Source organism: Arcicella rosea, from assembly GCF_040543805.1.
Classification (GTDB): domain Bacteria; phylum Bacteroidota; class Bacteroidia; order Cytophagales; family Spirosomataceae; genus Arcicella; species Arcicella rosea.
In genome coordinates this window covers 143,579-161,917 of record NZ_JBEUMS010000018.1, presented here as the reverse complement: position 1 = coordinate 161,917, position 18,339 = coordinate 143,579, and the positions used below count along the sequence as shown (strand labels likewise).

The 18,339-nt window shown below is 34.5% G+C and carries 17 protein-coding genes; 6 read left to right on the top strand and 11 right to left on the bottom strand.

Going from position 1 to position 18,339, the window contains the following annotated elements; all coding sequences use genetic code 11:
* The first annotated feature begins 190 nt into the window (after positions 1-190).
* Together ABID42_RS20775 and ABID42_RS20770 are read left to right on the top strand one after the other, a co-directional pair.
* Complete coding sequence (locus ABID42_RS20775) at positions 191-697, top strand: hypothetical protein (RefSeq protein ID WP_367285297.1); 507 nt, start codon at positions 191-193, stop codon at positions 695-697.
* A 233-nt stretch (positions 698-930) separates the two neighbouring features.
* The gene (locus tag ABID42_RS20770) at positions 931-1,071 is read left to right on the top strand and encodes a hypothetical protein (protein WP_367285296.1); all 141 of its coding nucleotides are present in this window, start codon (positions 931-933) and stop codon (positions 1,069-1,071) included.
* Positions 1,072-1,161: 90 nt separating this feature from the next.
* Here the strand turns inward: ABID42_RS20770 and ABID42_RS20765 are convergent, their stop codons facing one another.
* The 7 genes from ABID42_RS20765 to sufC form a co-directional block, all read right to left on the bottom strand.
* Positions 1,162-2,466 carry an erythromycin esterase family protein gene (locus ABID42_RS20765; protein ID WP_367285295.1) on the bottom strand — a complete coding sequence of 435 codons (1,305 nt, stop codon included), beginning with the start codon at positions 2,464-2,466 and terminating at the stop codon, positions 1,162-1,164.
* A gap of 395 nt (positions 2,467-2,861) precedes the next feature.
* Positions 2,862-3,278: a BrxA/BrxB family bacilliredoxin gene (locus tag ABID42_RS20760; protein ID WP_323689020.1), complete on the bottom strand. Its 417-nt coding sequence runs from the start codon at positions 3,276-3,278 to the stop codon at positions 2,862-2,864.
* A 133-nt stretch (positions 3,279-3,411) separates the two neighbouring features.
* On the bottom strand, positions 3,412-3,723 hold the full coding sequence (locus ABID42_RS20755; RefSeq protein ID WP_323689019.1) for an SUF system Fe-S cluster assembly protein: 312 nt from the start codon (positions 3,721-3,723) through the stop codon (positions 3,412-3,414).
* Between the two features lie 48 nt (positions 3,724-3,771).
* A complete protein-coding gene (locus ABID42_RS20750; protein ID WP_367285294.1) occupies positions 3,772-4,191 on the bottom strand; it encodes a SufE family protein in 420 nt (139 codons plus the stop codon).
* Positions 4,192-4,237: 46 nt separating this feature from the next.
* Complete coding sequence (locus ABID42_RS20745) at positions 4,238-5,470, bottom strand: cysteine desulfurase (RefSeq protein ID WP_323689017.1); 1,233 nt, start codon at positions 5,468-5,470, stop codon at positions 4,238-4,240.
* A 31-nt stretch (positions 5,471-5,501) separates the two neighbouring features.
* Positions 5,502-6,818 carry a Fe-S cluster assembly protein SufD gene (sufD, locus tag ABID42_RS20740; protein WP_367285293.1) on the bottom strand — a complete coding sequence of 439 codons (1,317 nt, stop codon included), beginning with the start codon at positions 6,816-6,818 and terminating at the stop codon, positions 5,502-5,504.
* A gap of 62 nt (positions 6,819-6,880) precedes the next feature.
* A complete protein-coding gene (gene sufC / locus ABID42_RS20735) occupies positions 6,881-7,657 on the bottom strand; it encodes a Fe-S cluster assembly ATPase SufC (protein ID WP_184131087.1) in 777 nt (258 codons plus the stop codon).
* A gap of 395 nt (positions 7,658-8,052) precedes the next feature.
* Here sufC and ABID42_RS20730 point away from each other — a divergent pair, with 395 nt between their 5' ends.
* The 4 genes from ABID42_RS20730 (at position 8,053) to ABID42_RS20715 (ending at position 12,513) form a co-directional block, all read left to right on the top strand.
* On the top strand, positions 8,053-9,492 hold the full coding sequence (locus ABID42_RS20730) for an arginine deiminase family protein (protein ID WP_367285292.1): 1,440 nt from the start codon (positions 8,053-8,055) through the stop codon (positions 9,490-9,492).
* 35 nt (positions 9,493-9,527) lie between these two features.
* Positions 9,528-10,457 (top strand): citrulline utilization hydrolase CtlX, encoded by a 930-nt coding sequence (gene ctlX, locus ABID42_RS20725; protein ID WP_367285291.1) that lies wholly within the window; start codon positions 9,528-9,530, stop codon positions 10,455-10,457.
* A gap of 95 nt (positions 10,458-10,552) precedes the next feature.
* Positions 10,553-10,879, top strand: coding sequence for a HesB/IscA family protein (locus ABID42_RS20720; protein ID WP_323689013.1), 327 nt, complete (start codon positions 10,553-10,555; stop codon positions 10,877-10,879).
* A gap of 629 nt (positions 10,880-11,508) precedes the next feature.
* Positions 11,509-12,513 (top strand): beta-ketoacyl-ACP synthase III, encoded by a 1,005-nt coding sequence (locus ABID42_RS20715; RefSeq protein ID WP_367285290.1) that lies wholly within the window; start codon positions 11,509-11,511, stop codon positions 12,511-12,513.
* A 150-nt stretch (positions 12,514-12,663) separates the two neighbouring features.
* Here ABID42_RS20715 and ABID42_RS20710 read toward each other — a convergent pair whose 3' ends face one another.
* The 4 genes from ABID42_RS20710 to ABID42_RS20695 form a co-directional block, all read right to left on the bottom strand.
* Positions 12,664-14,289: an NADP-dependent glyceraldehyde-3-phosphate dehydrogenase gene (locus ABID42_RS20710; protein WP_367285289.1), complete on the bottom strand. Its 1,626-nt coding sequence runs from the start codon at positions 14,287-14,289 to the stop codon at positions 12,664-12,666.
* Between the two features lie 188 nt (positions 14,290-14,477).
* Positions 14,478-14,660: a hypothetical protein gene (locus tag ABID42_RS20705; protein WP_367285288.1), complete on the bottom strand. Its 183-nt coding sequence runs from the start codon at positions 14,658-14,660 to the stop codon at positions 14,478-14,480.
* 43 nt (positions 14,661-14,703) lie between these two features.
* Positions 14,704-15,888 carry an MFS transporter gene (locus tag ABID42_RS20700; RefSeq protein WP_367285287.1) on the bottom strand — a complete coding sequence of 395 codons (1,185 nt, stop codon included), beginning with the start codon at positions 15,886-15,888 and terminating at the stop codon, positions 14,704-14,706.
* 86 nt (positions 15,889-15,974) lie between these two features.
* A complete protein-coding gene (locus ABID42_RS20695; protein WP_367285286.1) occupies positions 15,975-18,338 on the bottom strand; it encodes an efflux RND transporter permease subunit in 2,364 nt (787 codons plus the stop codon).
* Between the last annotated feature and the right edge of the window lies 1 nt (position 18,339).

Here is an 18,339-nt window from a genome sequence, read left to right as displayed (position 1 = left end):
AAAGCTAAACTTTTGCATCGAGTTATTTCGGTCGTCCAAAGAAAAGAAAAATATGAAAATTCCGATAAATTTCCCTTGTTTTTGTCATAGAAATCTAAGGCTGAAACGCCAATGCTTTAACGTTGGTGGCAACCGCAAAAAAGACATTCAAGTAAAATAACGGGGAGATAACCATCTGACAAAACCAAACATGACTAAAACAAAAACATACAAGAATGAGAATTATTCTGATTCCCCCTTAGTTTGGTTTTCATACTGGTTTTCAAAGTGGTATAATTTCGTAGGATTGACATTATTAGTTTTAGGACTTTCATTTTGGTTAGGTAAAGTATCATTATTAATAACAGTATATCTTTCATTTATGACTTGGGGAACGATTCAACTACTTAATTTATATATTGTAATCGCACTTCGGGGACCTTTGATAAAATATATCGAAATAAATAATCAAAACTGCACTTTGACAATTATCTACAAATACCCATTTGGAAAAGTACAAACTAAAATTTTGAATCATCACTCGTTCAGTTTCCGAGTTTGGAGAAATAAAGTTGAGAGCATGACAACGATAAAGACTGATGATTTTAAAGTGACAATTCGTGATGGACAATTTGGATTAGACCTACTTGATTTATTGTATTTTAACATTGAATTAGCCAAAATAGGTGAAAAATATAGGTATTTTTGGGACTTTTGAGAACTGGGGATTGTTCCCTCGCTGTTCCAAGTTGTAAACTTGGAACAATAATAAAATACAGTCTCTGACTGCAAGAATGATGTACTTTGGCTATTCCTGCAACTGGTGCATTGTCAAGCGAACCTTCACTTATACATAAAATTAACTCAGTTTGTAAAGAGAATAAAAGACACAATTGGTTTCAGTTCAAAACTGGAACTATTCATACAACAAAATAGTATTTTATCAAAAACATGAGTCATCCCGAATTTTCTCTTGAAAAAGCAAGTTTTAAAAGATTTCACTGTTTTTGGGATTTATTCTCGTCCTTACTTTTTGTCTTGATACAAAAAGTAACCGCAGCGGCGAACCGCCTCGCTTCGCTCAAACAGTAGGAATTCATTGCCAATCAATCACAAAAAAGCGGTCAAAAAACTAATTTTATCCGCTTTTTTTGTGATTTTAAAATTCGGGATGACTCATATTTATGGTGTAAGTAAATAATTACTACTATGAGTAGAAGTATTGAGATGAATTAGGTAAGTAAAATTATAGGCTTTCAATGTAGTAAAATTGGTGAGTTCAAACGGACTATAAAAACCTGCACCAATCTGAAAAAAAGGTTTACTCATAAAATAAGTTTTTAACGACTCGTCAGCAAACATATCAGCCATTTTTACGATATAATTTGGTGAGCTTGCTTGTGAAAAAAGTTGATTAATATATTTTTCCTTCACATCCGAATCAAAAACATTATACGCCAATTTCTTTTGATTTACATTTACTGCTGTAACAGAACCTTCTGCAAAAGAAAAGCCAATTGTACGGTACTTTTCTTGGTATGTCTGATTAATGTTTTTACCCATATTGTTACCTTCATTGGCAACGTGTAAATTATGAGCCCAAACACTCATTGGATTAGGCGTTTGATTTTTCAGCCAATCTACATTATCAGCCATATATTTATCTCGCACATTTCCACTTATATAACTTGAATTGGTATAATACATTTTTAGATAATCTTCTGTTTGCACAACCACATTTGCCAAATGCTCAAGTACTTGGTACTCTTTTAATGAACTTTTTGAAACAATTAAATCTTTGTTTGTACTTACCAAACTGGCTACTTCTACAACATTATTACCATATCCACCTTTGTACTCACCCGTAATATCCAACAAAGGCTTTAATAGCAAATCCACATTATTTCCTATAGACAAGTCAATGAGTCTCATTCTCTTTACAAATTCTGGTACATTGTACTTGAAAGTCTGACAATCAATACCGAAAATATGTACTCTGTTGGCTTCTGCTTTTCCTTGATTATAGTTTTTCATCCATTCCAAAAGGTTTTTTACCTCTACAGTATTCCAAGTCCAGAAGTACATTTTGTCTTTCATGAGTTGTACAATATCTCCTTTTCCGGTTTGTACGTACTCATCAAAAATCAGCGATTCAGCATAATCCATTTCAAAAGCGAAGTATTTATGATTAAAATGTTCAACAAAATACTTGAAAAGGCGATGTTTCATGTCAAAAAACTCTTTTGTCCCATGCGTAGCTTCCCCCAAACCAATAATAGAGGCAGATTTTAATTCGTCTAATACTTTGAGTTCGTCGTCTGTTAAATCCAAGGCAGATTGCTTGAGTGGCGTAATTATCGAATTCAGTTTTGCTTGTTCTTTCGTTTCCTGTATAATAGGTGTTGGCGAAGGTGTAATAGGGTCAACAGTTTTTTCACGACAAGCAGTAAAAATAAGGCATAATAGTAAAACGACATTTTTTTTCATAATAGTAAAGTTTACGTGTTGAAGAATTAAAACAAAATATGATTTCCTAGGATTTTGATTCTACGACAACAACATTGTACTTTACCACTATTAATTATTCTTTTATATTGTTAAAATGTTTTTATGAAATTGAAAAAAGCAATTAAAAAAATGGAATTACTGAAATTCCACAATAAAACTGAGTGATTCAGCAAGTAATTACTTTAAAATATATCAAGATAGATTGTAAGATTTTCAGATAAACTCTTGTTGTTCAAAGCTCTTAAACTTGGACAGCAAAAGATTTAAACCACAGATTTAATAGTTTTTGATAATATTTCAAATCAATAGTAATACCCATAAAAAAAGCGACTTCCTAAATTGAAAGTCGCTTTTTTTATGGAAAAAATTTGTGACTAAGCACAGAATTCTTCAAATACCATTTCTAAGTGTCCAGCAATCATTTCTGCCGAACGACCTTCAATGTGATGACGCTCTACAAAATGAACCAATTCACCGTCTTTAAACAATGCTACTGAAGGCGACGACGGAGGATATGGCAAATGATATTCACGAACTTTTTGAGTTGCCTCTTGGTCAACACCAGCGAAAACCGTTACTAAATGTTCTGGTTTTTTAGCAGAATTCCAAACGGCTTCTTTCACACCTGGACGAGCAGTACGAGCAGAACAACCACAAACAGAGTTGATAAACACTAAAGTTGTTCCTTTTTCAGCTAATACTTGATCAACTTCTGAAGCTGATTTTAATTCTTTGAATCCTCCTTCTACGATGTCAGCACGCATCGGAGCTACTAAATGTTCTGGGTACATGATATAAAGTTTGAAAATTTGAAAAATAGTCAATTTGAAAATTGTTCTTCAAAGAAACACTTCAAATATGATTTTGTCTTGTAATAAAAAGCTAGCGTAAAAACGCTAAAGCACAACTTGATTAAAAACACAATTACATAAAACCGAGTTCCAATTTGGCTGCCTCAGACATCATGTCTTGCGAATAAGGTGGGTCGAAAGTTAATTCCACACTCACTTCACTTACACCTTCTATTTCACGTATTTTTTGTTCAACTTCAACAGGAATTGCTTCAGCAGATGGGCATGAAGGTGAAGTTAAAGTCATCAATACGTAAACATTATTTACAGGGAAAATTTTAATATCGTAAATCAAGCCAAGTTCATACACATCCACAGGAATTTCTGGGTCATATACGCCTTTTAGTGCTTTGATTACTTCTTCTTTTAATTCAACTTCCGACATGATTTCTATCAATAATAATGAATTTCTAGGATTATATTTAGTAAATAATTAAGCTTTCAAGCCGTAAGCGATTGCATAATTTTTCATTTGCTTTACCATCGAAGCCAAACCATTAGAACGAGTTTGAGCCAAATGTGAAGTCATTCCAATTTTATCAATGAAATACAAATCAGCAGCAGTAATTTCATCGGGAGTATGTCCAGATAATACTCTGATTAACATATTCACCAAACCTTTTACGATAATCGCTTCGGAATCTGCATCAAAAAGTAGTTTGCCATTTTCAAAACGAGCATTCAGCCAAACCCTACTTTGACAACCCTTAATGATATTATCTTCAGTTTTTTGCTCTTCTGGCAAGCCTTTTAATTTTTTACCTAAATCAATGATGTATTCATATTTATCTGCCCAATCGTCAAAAAGTGCAAACTCATCAATGATTTCATCTTGTGTTTCGTTGATAGTCATAAATTCTTTTGAATAGTTTTGAAAATAGTATTACACTGTTTTCAAACTACAATAACATTTTCTTTACTCGATGAATACCCGCCACTAATCTATCTACTTCCTCAATTGTGTTATAAACTGCAAAAGAAGCTCTTGAAGTTCCAAGTAAATTAAATCTTTGCATCAAAGGCTGCGTACAGTGATGTCCCGTTCTTACAGCAATTCCTTGATTATCAAGCAAAACTCCAATATCTTGATGATGAATTCCATCAATTACGAAACTCAATACTGATACTTTTTTCTTTGCTTGACCAATAATTCTTAGTCCTTCAATTTCAGATAATTGTTCAGTAGCATAGCTCAAAAGCATATCTTCATGGGCTGCGATATTCTCTCTTCCAAGTGCATTCGCATACTCTAAAGCTGTTTTTAACGCTACAACATCTGCAATATTTGGCGTACCTGCTTCAAACTTGTATGGCAATTCATTATAAGTAGTTTTCTCGAAAGTAACATCCTTAATCATTTCACCACCACCCATATACGGAGGCATGGCATTCAAAAGCTCTTTTTTGCCATACAAAGCACCCATACCCGTTGGTCCATATAATTTATGAGCCGAAAAAGCATAGAAATCAGCATCTAAATCTTGCACATCAATATTAAAATGTGAAGTTGCCTGAGCACCATCAATCAATACTTTGGCACCATATTCATGTGCTAAAGCTATGATTTCTTTTACTGGGTTAATCGTACCCAATGAATTTGAAACATGGTTTACAGCCACTAACTTCACTTTCTCAGAAAGTAAGTTTTCGTAAGCTTCCATGTCTAATTCACCTTGTTCAGTTACTGGAATTACTTTTAAGGTAATTCCTTTTTCTTCACAAAGCATTTGCCAAGGCACAATGTTGGAATGGTGTTCCATTCCCGACACGATGATTTCATCTCCTTCCTTGATGAATTTTCTACCAAAAGTACTTGCCACCAAGTTAATCCCTTGTGTTGTACCAGAAGTAAAAATGATTTCTTCAATAGAAGATGCACCCAAAAATTCACGAACGGCTTCTCTCGAAGCTTCAAAATCACGAGTAGCTCTTTCAGCTAATGTGTGAATCCCTCTGTGAATATTGGCATTATCGAAATTATAATAATGAGCAATGGCATTGATAACAGCAGTCGGTTTTTGTGTCGTTGCAGCGTTATCAAAATAGACCAATTTTTTTCCATTGATTTCTTGATTAAGAATAGGAAAATCTGCTCTTATTTTTTGTATGTCTAAAATATCGGTCGTTATCATGGTTTCAATGGTGCTTTTTTACTGTGAGCAATTATCCCTGATAAATCTTATCAACAACTAACTCCTGTAAATATTCTTTAATCGCAGGAATTTTCATCTTGTCAATTACTTCTTGTGCGAAGGCCAACATCAATAATGCTCTTGCTGATTCTTTTGAAATACCACGAGCTTGCATATAAAACAAAGCATCTTCGTTCAATTGTCCAGTAGTTGTACCGTGCGAACACTTAACATCATCTGCCCAAATTTCCAATTGTGGTTTGGTATTCATAGAAGCATTTTCAGACATCAATACGTTTTTACAAGATTGAAAAGCGTTTGTTTTCTGAGCATCTTCACGAACAAAGATTTTACCGTTGAATACTCCAACAGAATTATCTTTCAAAATACCTTTATATAATTCGTTAGATTCTGAATTTGGCTTGGCGTGGTCAACAGCAGTATGGTTATCAATATGCTGTTTTTTGTTTGGAATATATAAGCCAAACATATTCGCTTCTGCGTACTCGCCATCAATTTTAATATTGAGGTTATTACGTACAAAACCTCCATTAGCGGTTACAGTATTGGCTGTAAAAACTGATTTCCCAGCTTGTAGCACCGATGTTGTACCAATATGATAAGCTTTGTCTGATTCGTTCTGAACTTTGTAATAATGTACATTTGCTTCTTCTTCGATAAAGAATTCCGTTACTGCATTGGTAAATGAAGCGTTTTCTCCTAAAGAACGGAAAGCCTCTGCAATTTGTACTTCTGAACGTTTTCCAACTACAATTAAGTTTCTTGGCTGAGATGCTACATTTACTTTACGAGCATCAGCAATGAATCTTAAAATAACTGGCTGAGTAACTACTTTATTCGCTGGTACGTGAACAAAAATTCCATTATGTGCGAATGCAGTATTTAATGCAGTAAAAGCATTGTTTTTTGAATCAGCATATTGATTAAAATACTTCTCAACTAAAGCTGGTTCTTGCTTGATAGCATCAGAAAAAGTTAAAATTTGAAGTTCTGAAGCTGGACTTACAATAGAAGAAAGTTCTGCATTGTAAACGCCATTCACAAAGTAAAGGATATTTCCTTCAAGGTTTGGAATTGACGATTCCGCTACGTCTTGTGCTGAAAAATCAGAAGCTGCATTAAATTCAAAAGCTTGATTAACCAAGTTTTTGACATTAGAATACTTCCACTCCTCGTGTTTTATCGTCGGAAAGCCCAAAGTTTCGAATGTTTTCAACGCTTCTTGACGCACTTGGTGAACAGCAGATTTTGCTGCACCATTCATACGTCCTTCAATCGTTTGAAAATCTGAAATTAATTGAGCCTTTAATGAATCTTTATTATCCATGTTAATAATTGATATTGCTGTGTTATCAGAATGACCAATACACAATAAAACTCTAAATTGAATTAAGCGATTGTTTCGCCCAATTCTTCAGCATCTACTTCTGCTTTAATCCAGTCGTAACCTCTTTCTTCTAATTCTAAGGCTAATTCTTTCGTGCCAGATTTTACGATACGTCCTTTGTATAAAACGTGAACAAAATCAGGTACGATATAATCCAATAAACGTTGATAGTGAGTAACCACAATCACAGCATTATCAGGAGATTTCAATTTATTTACGCCTTCAGCTACAATACGAAGTGCATCAATATCAAGTCCTGAATCCGTTTCATCTAAAATGGCTAATTTAGGTTCAAGTACCGCCATTTGGAAAATCTCGTTTTTCTTTTTCTCACCACCCGAAAAACCTTCGTTCAAAGCACGGTTCAAAAGAGATTGGTCGATGTTCACATAAGCCATTTTCTGTTTGAACATTTTCAAGAACTGAACAGCATCCATTGGCTCTTCGCCACGATATTTACGAATTTCGTTAACAGCAGTTTTCAAAAAGTTGGTTGTTGAAACTCCTGGAATTTCAACTGGATATTGAAACGCTAAGAAAATACCTTCAGCAGCACGTTCTTCAGCAGCTAATTCTAATAAATCTGTTCCGTTAAAATCTACGCTTCCACCAGTTACTTCATAGTCTTCACGTCCAGCTAATACAGAAGCTAGAGTACTTTTCCCAGAACCGTTTGGTCCCATGATTGCGTGTACTTCACCCGCCTTAACTTCAAGATTAATTCCTCTGAGGATTTGCTTCTCCCCAATCTTCGCCTGTAAATTGTCTATTTTGAGCATTTTATCTATTAATTTCTAAACCTTGATTGATGGAGATTAACATTTACCTATTGATGTATTTCAAAATGATTACTCAATTGTAAACTTCCCAATCATGATACAAAATTAAATATTGTATTTTTTAAATACTATACTTTATTTAGAACAACTCTAAGTAAATGAAAAAAGTTTGGTCATTACTATATTTTTAGGGCTTTGTTAAGAATAAAATATCTGGATTAAAGTCAAATCAATTAAAAATTTGTGGGGCAAAATTATTTTCTCAAAAAATTATTACTCGAAAACATAGTTTAAATTCAATAGGCAATGTTTTCAAAATTACCTTTCAAAACAGGCTTGACAATGCTAAAAAATTATGAGTACTTGCGAGAAATCAGATTTCATCAATCATTTTTATGGAAAATCTCATCCAAGTTTCTTCAGAAGTAGGCACGCTTAGGCGATTGCTCATTCATAGTCCCGATAGTGGTTTAGGCAAAGTTGTTCCTTCAAAAGCACAAGATTGGCTTTTTGAAGACATCGTTCATTTAGATACAATGCGCCGTCAAGAATATGATTTTTACGTAAAAACATTACTTTATTTCCTTGACCCAGATAAGATAAAAGGGAAATTGGCAACGATTAATGCCGATAATGAACGTAATTTTTTCAAGCCAGACCATCCTGAATATTTTAATTCAGATAAAGTTATTGAACTTCAAAAATTACTTTCTGATATTCTTGAAAACGATTTAGTGAGGATGAAACTCGTTGCGGCGGCTTGTGCCATTGAAAAAGAATGGTATTCTACCCATGATGAATTGTTCAATCTTCCACCTATCGAATTAGCAAAAACGTTGATTTCAGGAAGTACTCCTTCTGGCGAAATGCTTTTCCCTCCTATTCCAAATTTTATTTTTACTCGTGATATTGGCATTACCATCAACGACCATATTTTGCTGAATCGTCCGAAGAAACAGGCACGTACTCGTGAAGCTTTATTGGTACAATATATTTTCTTTAATCACCCGATTTTTGATGCGGTTCGTAAAAATTTAATTGAAATTCCAGATAATGAAACGCTTTTCTTGTTACCAGAATACGAAGCCAACGAAGCACAAACTACATTAGAAGGTGGCGATGTAATGATGGTCGCTAAAAACCATTTACTGATTGGTATTTCTGAAAGAACAACCGTAAATGCGGCAAAACAAGTGATTAAAATTTTGTTTGAAAAGAAAATTGTGGACAAAATTACTTTGGTAAAAATTCCGAACAAACGTGATTATATGCACATTGATACGGTTTTCACGCAAGTAAAACGCAATGTTTGGGTCTTGCTGGGTTCTTTGGCTAAACCACAATTAAAAGCTGAAGATGAAGTATTAATCAAAGCGGGTTTACTTCCTTCTAAAAAAGCGGAACAAGTACATATTGTTCAGTTTCGACGTGGACAAGCACATGAACCTCGTGAAATTGCAAGTTTGGAAGAATTATTAACCGAAATTTCTATTTACGACCTCGGTTGTCAACCATTGGATGTGAAGTTTATTTATTCAGGAAATAATGAATTTCCTTATGGAGCCAGAGAACAATGGACAGATTCTTGTAATTTATTGGCAGTGAAAGAAGGTGTGGTTATCGGTTATGACAGAAATGATAAAACACTTGAGGCTTTCAAAGAAGTAGGATTTGAAACCATTAAGATGGAGGATTTATTAAATGATTTTGAATCAGGAAAACGTTCGCCTGAAACCATTCAAAATACTTTTATTATGCTTCCTTCGGCTGAACTTTCAAGAGCAAGAGGTGGCTCGCACTGTATGTCGATGCCCATTTTAAGAAGTGAATTATAATCAAAACAAGCATTTAATTAACAATTTCAAAAGCCATGCAAAATCAAACTACTGCTCATATTTTAATGATTCGTCCAGTTCGTTTTGGTTTCAATGAACAAACTGCTACTTCGAATGCTTTTCAAAATCAAGCTTTTGGTAAAGAAACGCAAGCTAGTTCACAAGAAATTGCTTTAAAGGAATTTGATGAAATGGTGGCTCAACTCCGCAAAGCGGGCGTTGATATTATCGTTATTGAGGATACGCCAAACCCACATACTCCTGATTCTATTTTTCCGAACAACTGGATTTCGTTTCATAACGATGGCACAGTAATGCTGTATCCAATGCAAGCAGAAAATAGACGATTGGAACGTAGAGAAGATATTGTAGATAGCCTTCAAGAGAAATTTTATGTCAATAAAGTCATTGATTTGTCGTCTTTTGAACAAGAAGATAAATTCTTAGAAGGTACAGGTTCAATGGTGTTAGACCGAAAAAATAAAATTGCCTACGCTTGTATTTCACCAAGAACGCATCAAGAAGTATTGGCTGAATTTGCTTTGCAAACGAATTATCAAATAGTAGCTTTTGAAGCAGTAGATGAAAATGGCAAGCAAATTTACCACACCAATGTATTGATGTGTGTTGGCGATATGTTTTCTGTAGTTTGCTTAGAAGCCGTTCCAGATTTAGATGAACGCTTGCAATTGAGAAATTCTTTAGAATCAAATGGTAAAAGAATTGTTGAAATTACACAGGCACAAATGAATCAATTCGCTGGCAACATGCTAGAAGTAAGAAGCGAAAAAGGTGATAAAATGTTAGTGATGTCTAATGCAGCCTATTATTCATTAACTTCTTCACAAATAAAAATTCTTGAAGATTACTGCACAATTCATCATTTCGACCTTTCGATGATAGAAGGAAATGGTGGCGGTTCTGCTCGTTGTATGATGGCAGAAGTACATTTACCGCTGAAATAATTTCAAATTGAATTCCACAAGAATGTTTTCAATGAACTTTCAGATTAACTTTGTCGTTTGAAAAACAACAACAGGATATAAATTTTAATAACGATATGGTAACGATCACAGAAATAGCAGCCAATAAAATCATAGAACTACGTCAAAAAGAAGGACTTACTAGCGACTTTAATGTTAGAGTAGCCGTTGAAGGAGGAGGATGTTCGGGCTTGATGTATAATCTTGATTTTGCTTCTCAACCACAAGCAACTGACATGGTTTTTGAAGACAAAGGCGTAAAGATTATGGTTGACAAAAAATCAATTCTATATTTAGCTGGTACTGAACTTGATTTTTCAGACGGTTTAAATGGAAAAGGCTTTCAATTCAAAAATCCAAATGCTACACGTACTTGTGGATGTGGCGAAAGCTTTTCGGTTTAGAAATCATTACGATTTATAAAGGAGTGTCATTTAAGCAAAGCTTAGATGACACTTTTTTTTTGCGCTACAAGTCATTTCATAAAAGTCGCTTCTACTTCTAATAAAGAGACAAGTCAATAAATTTGATTATTGCAATCTTTATCACTTTTTCGAATAAAAAATATCAGTCACATCCAATTAAAAACTGGTCAAGCATGAACAAAAATAGTGGCATATTAATGAAAACTGGTCAAGCATAAACAAAAAATGATGGCATCTCAATAAAAATTAGTCAAGCATGAACAAAAAATAGTGGCACATCAATAAAAAATGGTCAAGCATGAACAAAAAATGGTGGCACATCAATAAAAACTAGTAAAGCATGAATAAAAAATGGTGACATATCATTAAAAATTAGTCAAGCATGAACAAAAAGTAGTGACATCTCAGTAAAAATTAGTCAAGCATGAACAAAAAATGGTGGTATCTCAATAAAAATTAGTCAATGATGAACAAAAAATAGTGGCATTTCAATCAATTTTCAACAAGCTCCAAAATCATCTTAGCAAGCTCCACCTCTTTATTTTATTAATATAATATAATATTTTCACGAATATTCATAATTTTGACCCGTATTTAAACATTCAATTATGCTTTACTCAAGAATTGCAGGTATCGGACATTACGTACCTGAAAACATCATCAGCAATCAACATTTAGAAACATTAATGGATACTTCGGATGCTTGGATAACTGAACGAACGGGTATCAAAGAGAGAAGATACTTTACTTTGGGTAAAGACACCAATGCTTCAATGGCTACCGAAGCTGCCAAAATAGCGATTGAAAGAGCTGGAATTAGTGCAGAAGACATCGACTTTATTGTTTATGCCACCATTACTCCTGATTATTACTTCCCAGGACCAGGCTTTGTGATGCAAAGAAATTTAGGGATTCAAAATGCTGGAGTACTTGATATTCGAGACCAATGTTCTGGATTTATTTATGCTTTATCCACAGCAGACCAATTTATTCGTTCTGGAATGTATAAAAACATTTTAGTAGTTGGTGCTGAAATACAATCGACTTTCCTCAATCCAAGTAATGAAGGGCGAGGCGTTGCTGTAATTTTTGGAGATGGAGCTGGCGCTGTGGTCGTTCAAGCAACGGAAGATAAAAACCACAGAATACTTTCAACACATTTACACGCAGATGGCAGATACGCAGAAGATCTTTACGTAAAAGAGCCAAGCAGTAGTAGCAGTGCTGGTAGATTTTATGATAATTTAGTTAATGACAAAACAAGCGGAGATGTAATTATGAATGGAAATGCTGTTTTTAAACATGCCGTAGTACGTTTTCCAGAAGTAATTCGTGAAGCTTTAGATAAAAATGGTTTACAAGCAGAGGATATAGATTTATTAGTACCTCATCAAGCTAACTTGCGAATCTCAGAATATGTTCGCCAACAAATGGGATTACCAGAAGAAAAAGTCATGAACAATATTCAAAAGTATGGCAATACAACCGCAGCTTCAATTCCAATAGCACTTTGCGAAGCATGGGAAACCGGAAGAATAAAAGACGGAGATTTAGTCTGTTTAGCCGCTTTTGGTAGCGGATTTACTTGGGGCTCTGCTTTGATTCGATGGTAAATACTTCTCAATTTATCGCTATTGTAAAAACGATAACAAAGCATTAAAATCTTATTCAAAAAATAAAAAACCTGCAAGAAAATAAATCCTTGCAGGTTTTTATTTATAGAAAAATCTCAAAGCTCATCACTCAAGACTTAAAGCTATCAACTACCAAATAAAGCGAGTAGAAAGGAATGTTGATTCTTGGTTTTCTACAATTTGGTTAACGATGGCTTTGTTCTCGGCAGTTTCTTTAGTAGCCACTACTGTTCTGATTGAGAACGAACGCAATGCCGCTGTTACTGAGAGTGTTCCTTCTGCCGAATCTTTACGACCAGTGAAAGGGAAACCGTCTGGTCCACGTTGACATTGTGAGTTAATATTTACACGAGAAACTTGATGAACTGCAACATCCATTAATTCAGAAATTTGGTGAACATCTTTACTGAAAATAGATACTTGTTGTCCATGAGATGATTCAATTAAGTAATTGATTGGCTCTTGAATATCGCTGAATGCTACAACTGGAACTAATGGCCCAAATTGCTCTTCATGCCATACTTTCATTTCTCTATTCACAGGATATACCAATGCTGGGTAAACAATTGATTTGAACGATTCTCCACCACCTTCGTTGACTACTTTAGCACCGTGTGCAATGGCATCTTCAATCAATTCTTTTAAATATGCTGGTTTGTTTGGTTCAGGAAGTGGCGTAATGTTTACTCCTTTTTCCCACATCATACCCAATTTCAACTTACCAATTTCTTCAGACATACGCTTGTTGAAAGCATCAACTAACGATTCGTGAACCCACATCATTTTCAAAGCTGTACAACGCTGACCGTTGAACGACAATGAACCTAACATACATTCTTTCACGGCTAATTCTAAATCTGCACTTTCAGTAACGATGGCTGCATTTTTAGCATCTAGTCCTAAAATTGCTCTCAAACGGTTTACTTTCGGGTGCATTTTTTTCAATTTATCCGCTACTTTCGACGAACCAATCAAAGTCAAAGCATCAATTCTACCTGACTCCATCAATTGCGGAACTACTGAATTTCCACGACCATAAATCGTGTTAATTACACCAGCAGGGAACGAAGTACGGAAAGCCTCTAACAATGGATAATGCAATAAAGTACCATGTTTTGGTGGCTTGAACATCACGATATTTCCCATAATCAACGCAGGAATTAAAGTCGTAAATGTTTCATTCAAAGGGTAATTGAATGGTCCCATACACAAAACAATGCCTAGTGGCGAACGACGAACCTGACCGATAATTCCTTCTTCAATCATAAATCTTGAAGAATTACGGTCGATGTCTTTCAAAGCACCAATTGTATCATAAATGTATTGAACGGTACGGTCGAATTCTTTTTGTGAATCACCTAAAGATTTACCGATTTCCCACATCAATAATTTCACAACTTCATCACGTTTCGTAATCATTTGCTGCGTGAATTTCTCAACGCATTCAATACGATGAGCTACCGACATTGAAGGCCATTCGCCACGACCGTGGTCGAAAGCTTTTACGGCAGCATCCAAAATCTCCATCGCATCTTCTGGATTGGTGATAGGGTACGAACCGATTCTTTTTTGTTCTAAACCGCTTGATGTTTGAACATAAATCGGAGACCAAACGTCTTGGGTTTTTCCAGCCCATTGGCGCATCTCACCGTTTACTAAATACTCTCTTTGCTCAATCGGCTCAGTGAGGTTATATTCCGCTGGAATCTGAGCTTCGGTTGGAAATAATGTTTCTAAGTTTTTTACAGATGACATGAATTTTTCTTCTTAAAAAAGTACAATGATTTAGATTTTTGTCTTGGCAAAGTTTAAAAGAAAGGAATTTCAACAAGTAGAATGCTACCGTTTTATTTTAATAATTATAAATATACTAAAAATAATTATAATTATTGTTTTGCAGTTAAAAGTGCTCGTTACTTCTTTAAGATAAAAAAAATACCTCGTCAAAAGGTTTTCAACTGATATTTTCGACGAAGTTTGTTAATTAAAAACTTCTTTTGCGCTGTAAAACTCTCAGGATTTACCTGATTAAAAATCACTTTAAGGTCTTGAAATTCCTCTGGATTATCCCAAAGAAATTTTTCTGAATCTATATTTTTTTGTTCGAGATACTGTTCAAAAACCATGATGATTGATTGAATATTTATGAAAAAATTGATTCTTTGAATACTAAGATTCAAGTAAAACAACTCCTCTTTTTTGTTTGAAAAATAAATATACCAAAGAAGTAAATGCAAAAAAAGCAGCAAGAAAATATGGGATAATAATATTCTCTACTTTCCCTTGATAAATTTGTCCTGCAAATAATGCACCTAAACCAATGCCTGCCTCCAACGCAATATACGTTGTGGCGACTGCTCTTCCTCTATAAAGTTCGTCTGATAAATCTACAGTCCAAGCCATTAATGTTGGCGTATTGAATCCCCATGAGAACCCAAACAAGATTGACGCTAACATAAATACCCAAAAAGAGCTAGTCAAAGCGCAAAGTACCATTGAAAATACCAAAATGGCTGATGAAATCATTAAAATTGGAATTCGCCCATATTTATCCGATGATTTTGCAAAAAACAATCTGACCGTCAGCGAAGAAATTGTATAAATTGTAAAGAAAAGTCCTTTGTTGGTAATGCCTAATAATTTGGTTTGGTCTGGCACAAGTGTCAGTAATACACCTGAAGAAAAAGATACCAAAAGCATGACCGTAAAAGCGGGAATTACTCTAGGTTCAAAAACATCTTTCCAACCAATTTTAAATAATTTAAGCGAAAAAGCTTCTTTCTGAGTTGTAGGAAGTGTTTCTCGCATATTGAGCAATATTAAAATTGATAGCAATGCGAAAGCCGAAGAAGTAAAAAACATCACATTGATAGACGTCCAATCGGTTAAATAACTTCCAATACTTGGTCCGATTGACATTCCCGTTGCTGTAAAAATCCCTAGCATTCCTTGTGCTTCTCCTCTTCTATCTTCAGGAATAATATCGGCAACATAAGCCGAAGTTGCCGTCGGTTTGGTACCTGTAGAAAAGCCATGTAAAAATCGAAGTAACAAAAAACCTGCAATTGTATGCACAAAAGGATACAAACCGCCGCAAACAAAACAAACGATTGAACCAAACGCCATAACGGGTACTCTACCGATAGTGTCAGTCAATTTTCCAGAAAAAGGACGAGCAAAACCTGCGGTAAGTGTAAATAAAGCAATGATGTAACCAATGTATTCCTTTCCTCCCATCGAGCCCAAATAATCGGGCAATTCTGGAATCATCATTTGAAAACTAGCAGAAAAAAGAAAATTACTGAGACAAAGTAACCAAAACTGAGTAGTATATATTGAAGGTTGTTTTTCCATTCGCAAAGATAATTAGTAGCTACAAGCATTAAGCTTTAGCCACTAACCAAATTAAAATCTCATAATTCATATTTAATAACTCTTCATTATTGAAGAAGCTTTTTACTTTCACGCTTATTGAGCGTCATCAAGAAAGCTGGAAGTAATACCAAATTGCAAATCATCGCCATCAACAATGTGATAGAAATTAATATCCCTAAAGATTGTGTTCCTTTAAAAGTTGAGGCTGTAAAGATGAAAAAGCCTGTAAACAAGACGATTGCCGTATAAAACATCGAAACTCCAGTATTCAAAATGGTTTCTGTAATGGCTTCTTTAACAGTTCTGTTTTTATTCAATAATTCGTCTTTATAGCGAGTCAAAAAGTAAATAGTACCATCTGATGAAATTCCGAAAGCGATTGAAAAAATCAAAATGGTAGAGTATTTCAAATGAATATCAAAGAAACCCATTAAACCAGCTGTAATTAAAAGAGGAATTAAACTTGGTAAAGTAGAGATAAAGACCATTTTCCAAGAACGGAACAGCAATGCCATAATGATACAAATCAAGAAAATAGCTTGTAGCGTACTTTCTACCAAATTGCCTTGTAAGTAATCATTTTGCCAAGCATAAATTACGCTGTTTCCAGTAATTTCAGCATCATAACCACGTTTATCGCCTTTCTTATAAAACTCATTTGTTTCAGCATTATAGTTGAAAATCGTATCAATTTTCGGTTGTAATTCTTTAATAATTTCATTGGTACGAACTGTTCCACAATCGGCAATTTGAAAACTAACACGAGTATAGCGTTTAGTAGAATCAATAAATCCTTTAGCTAAATTCTGTTTTCCAGAAAGACTTGAATTGTAATCTTTCAATTTAGAAAGTTCGTCGATACCCGGCAAAACAAAGTATTTTGGATCTCCACCACGGTAAGCTTGATAAATAAATTTAGCGGCTGTCACCAATGAAACAGGCTTTGTAAATTCTGGATACTTGGCAAATTCCTTTTCCATTCTTTTTATTTTGGTAAAAAGTTCAGGTGAATTCATTACTCTTCCGGCTTCATAAGTATCAATAGCAACTTCAAAAGGCATAATTCCTTTGAAGTTCTTCTCAATAAATTTTAAATCTGTATAAATCGGATTGTCTTTCGTTAAATCATCAACGATAAATCCGATTGATTTTATTTTAGTAGTTCCGTAAACCGAAACACCAATAATACTTAGTATGACTAAATAAATAACCGTTCTACGATTATTCACCCAGCGGTCAACTGCCACTAATATTTTTGCAATTCTACCAGATTCTAAACGAGCAGTATGTTTACTTGATGGCGGCGCTAAATAGCTAAACATAATCGGAATCAAAATCAAAGAAACCGCATAAGTCAACATAACATTGATGGCGGCAACGATGCCAAATTCCATTAAAAATATACTTCCTGTAAAAGCAAAAACGCCAAAACCAATTGAAGTAGTAAGATTAGAAAGGACTAAGGTCTGACCAATTTTTTCGATAGTTACTTTTAGAGCTAATTGCTGGTCGCCATGTAAAGCGTATTCTTCGTGATATTTATTGACGATAAAAATGGCATTGGGTACACCAATCACTACCACCAAAGGCGGAATTAATCCTGAAATAATCGAAATCTTAAAACCGAAAAGTACAATAATGCCCAAAGCTGAAACAATGCCAATCAACACAACCGCCAACGCTACCAACATCACTTTGATGTTTTTGAAAAACACCAATAAAATCAATGAAGTAACAACAATGGCTAAGATTAGAAAAATGCCTAATTCATTGGTAATCTGAGCCGTCATTTCTGTCCGAATAAAAGGCATTCCAGAAAGATGCAACTCGGTTTTTTCTTTTTCTTCAAAATGTTGAGCGATTACTTTTATCTTTTTTACAGCTTCTACCCTACTTTTATCATTGATGGCACTTTGGTCAAAAGTAATCATCATCAAATGCACATTCCCTGCTTCGTTAATGATAAATCCTTTGTAAAATGGCAATTTATCTAATTTCGTTTTGACAGAATCTACTTCAATTTGTGACGTCGCTCTTTGAGTAATAAGATTTTTCGTGATAAAGCGTTTTAAAGAATCATCTTTTTCAACTCTTGGAATATTGCCCGCAAAAACTACTGTTTTTATTCCCTTTACTGCTTTGATTTCTGTCGCTAAATCTTGCCACTGTTGGAAAAAAGCCAGTTGAAACATTTTATTCGTTTCAACACCAATTACCATTACAGAGCCATCTTCACCAAATCTCTTTTTGAAAGATTCATACAACTGAAAACGCTCGTCCGACTTAGGAAGGATTTTGGGTAATTCGCTAGAAACTTGTGTTTTAGCAGCCATTATCGTCATAAAAATTGCAAGAGCAATAACAGCTGATAAATAAGAAAGTCGATATTTAAGAATTGAAAGGGCTAAATTATGCCAAAAGTTTTTCATT

Excerpts from the sequence above, each read along its gene's own strand:
- ABID42_RS20750 (WP_367285294.1), bottom strand. The coding sequence starts at position 4,191 with ATGACTATCAACGAAACACAAGATGAAATCATTGATGAGTTTGCACTT.
- sufC (WP_184131087.1), bottom strand. The coding sequence starts at position 7,657 with ATGCTCAAAATAGACAATTTACAGGCGAAGATTGGGGAGAAGCAAATC.
- ABID42_RS20710 (WP_367285289.1), bottom strand. The coding sequence starts at position 14,289 with ATGTCATCTGTAAAAAACTTAGAAACATTATTTCCAACCGAAGCTCAG.
- ctlX (WP_367285291.1), top strand. The coding sequence starts at position 9,528 with ATGCAAAATCAAACTACTGCTCATATTTTAATGATTCGTCCAGTTCGT.
- ABID42_RS20760 (WP_323689020.1), bottom strand. The coding sequence starts at position 3,278 with ATGTACCCAGAACATTTAGTAGCTCCGATGCGTGCTGACATCGTAGAA.
- ABID42_RS20745 (WP_323689017.1), bottom strand. The coding sequence starts at position 5,470 with ATGATAACGACCGATATTTTAGACATACAAAAAATAAGAGCAGATTTT.
- ABID42_RS20705 (WP_367285288.1), bottom strand. The coding sequence starts at position 14,660 with ATGGTTTTTGAACAGTATCTCGAACAAAAAAATATAGATTCAGAAAAA.
- ABID42_RS20775 (WP_367285297.1), top strand. The coding sequence starts at position 191 with ATGACTAAAACAAAAACATACAAGAATGAGAATTATTCTGATTCCCCC.
- ABID42_RS20700 (WP_367285287.1), bottom strand. The coding sequence starts at position 15,888 with ATGGAAAAACAACCTTCAATATATACTACTCAGTTTTGGTTACTTTGT.
- ABID42_RS20755 (WP_323689019.1), bottom strand. The coding sequence starts at position 3,723 with ATGTCGGAAGTTGAATTAAAAGAAGAAGTAATCAAAGCACTAAAAGGC.
- ABID42_RS20730 (WP_367285292.1), top strand. The coding sequence starts at position 8,053 with ATGGAAAATCTCATCCAAGTTTCTTCAGAAGTAGGCACGCTTAGGCGA.
- ABID42_RS20770 (WP_367285296.1), top strand. The coding sequence starts at position 931 with ATGAGTCATCCCGAATTTTCTCTTGAAAAAGCAAGTTTTAAAAGATTT.
- sufD (WP_367285293.1), bottom strand. The coding sequence starts at position 6,818 with ATGGATAATAAAGATTCATTAAAGGCTCAATTAATTTCAGATTTTCAA.
- ABID42_RS20715 (WP_367285290.1), top strand. The coding sequence starts at position 11,509 with ATGCTTTACTCAAGAATTGCAGGTATCGGACATTACGTACCTGAAAAC.
- ABID42_RS20720 (WP_323689013.1), top strand. The coding sequence starts at position 10,553 with ATGGTAACGATCACAGAAATAGCAGCCAATAAAATCATAGAACTACGT.
- ABID42_RS20695 (WP_367285286.1), bottom strand. The coding sequence starts at position 18,338 with ATGAAAAACTTTTGGCATAATTTAGCCCTTTCAATTCTTAAATATCGA.
- ABID42_RS20765 (WP_367285295.1), bottom strand. The coding sequence starts at position 2,466 with ATGAAAAAAAATGTCGTTTTACTATTATGCCTTATTTTTACTGCTTGT.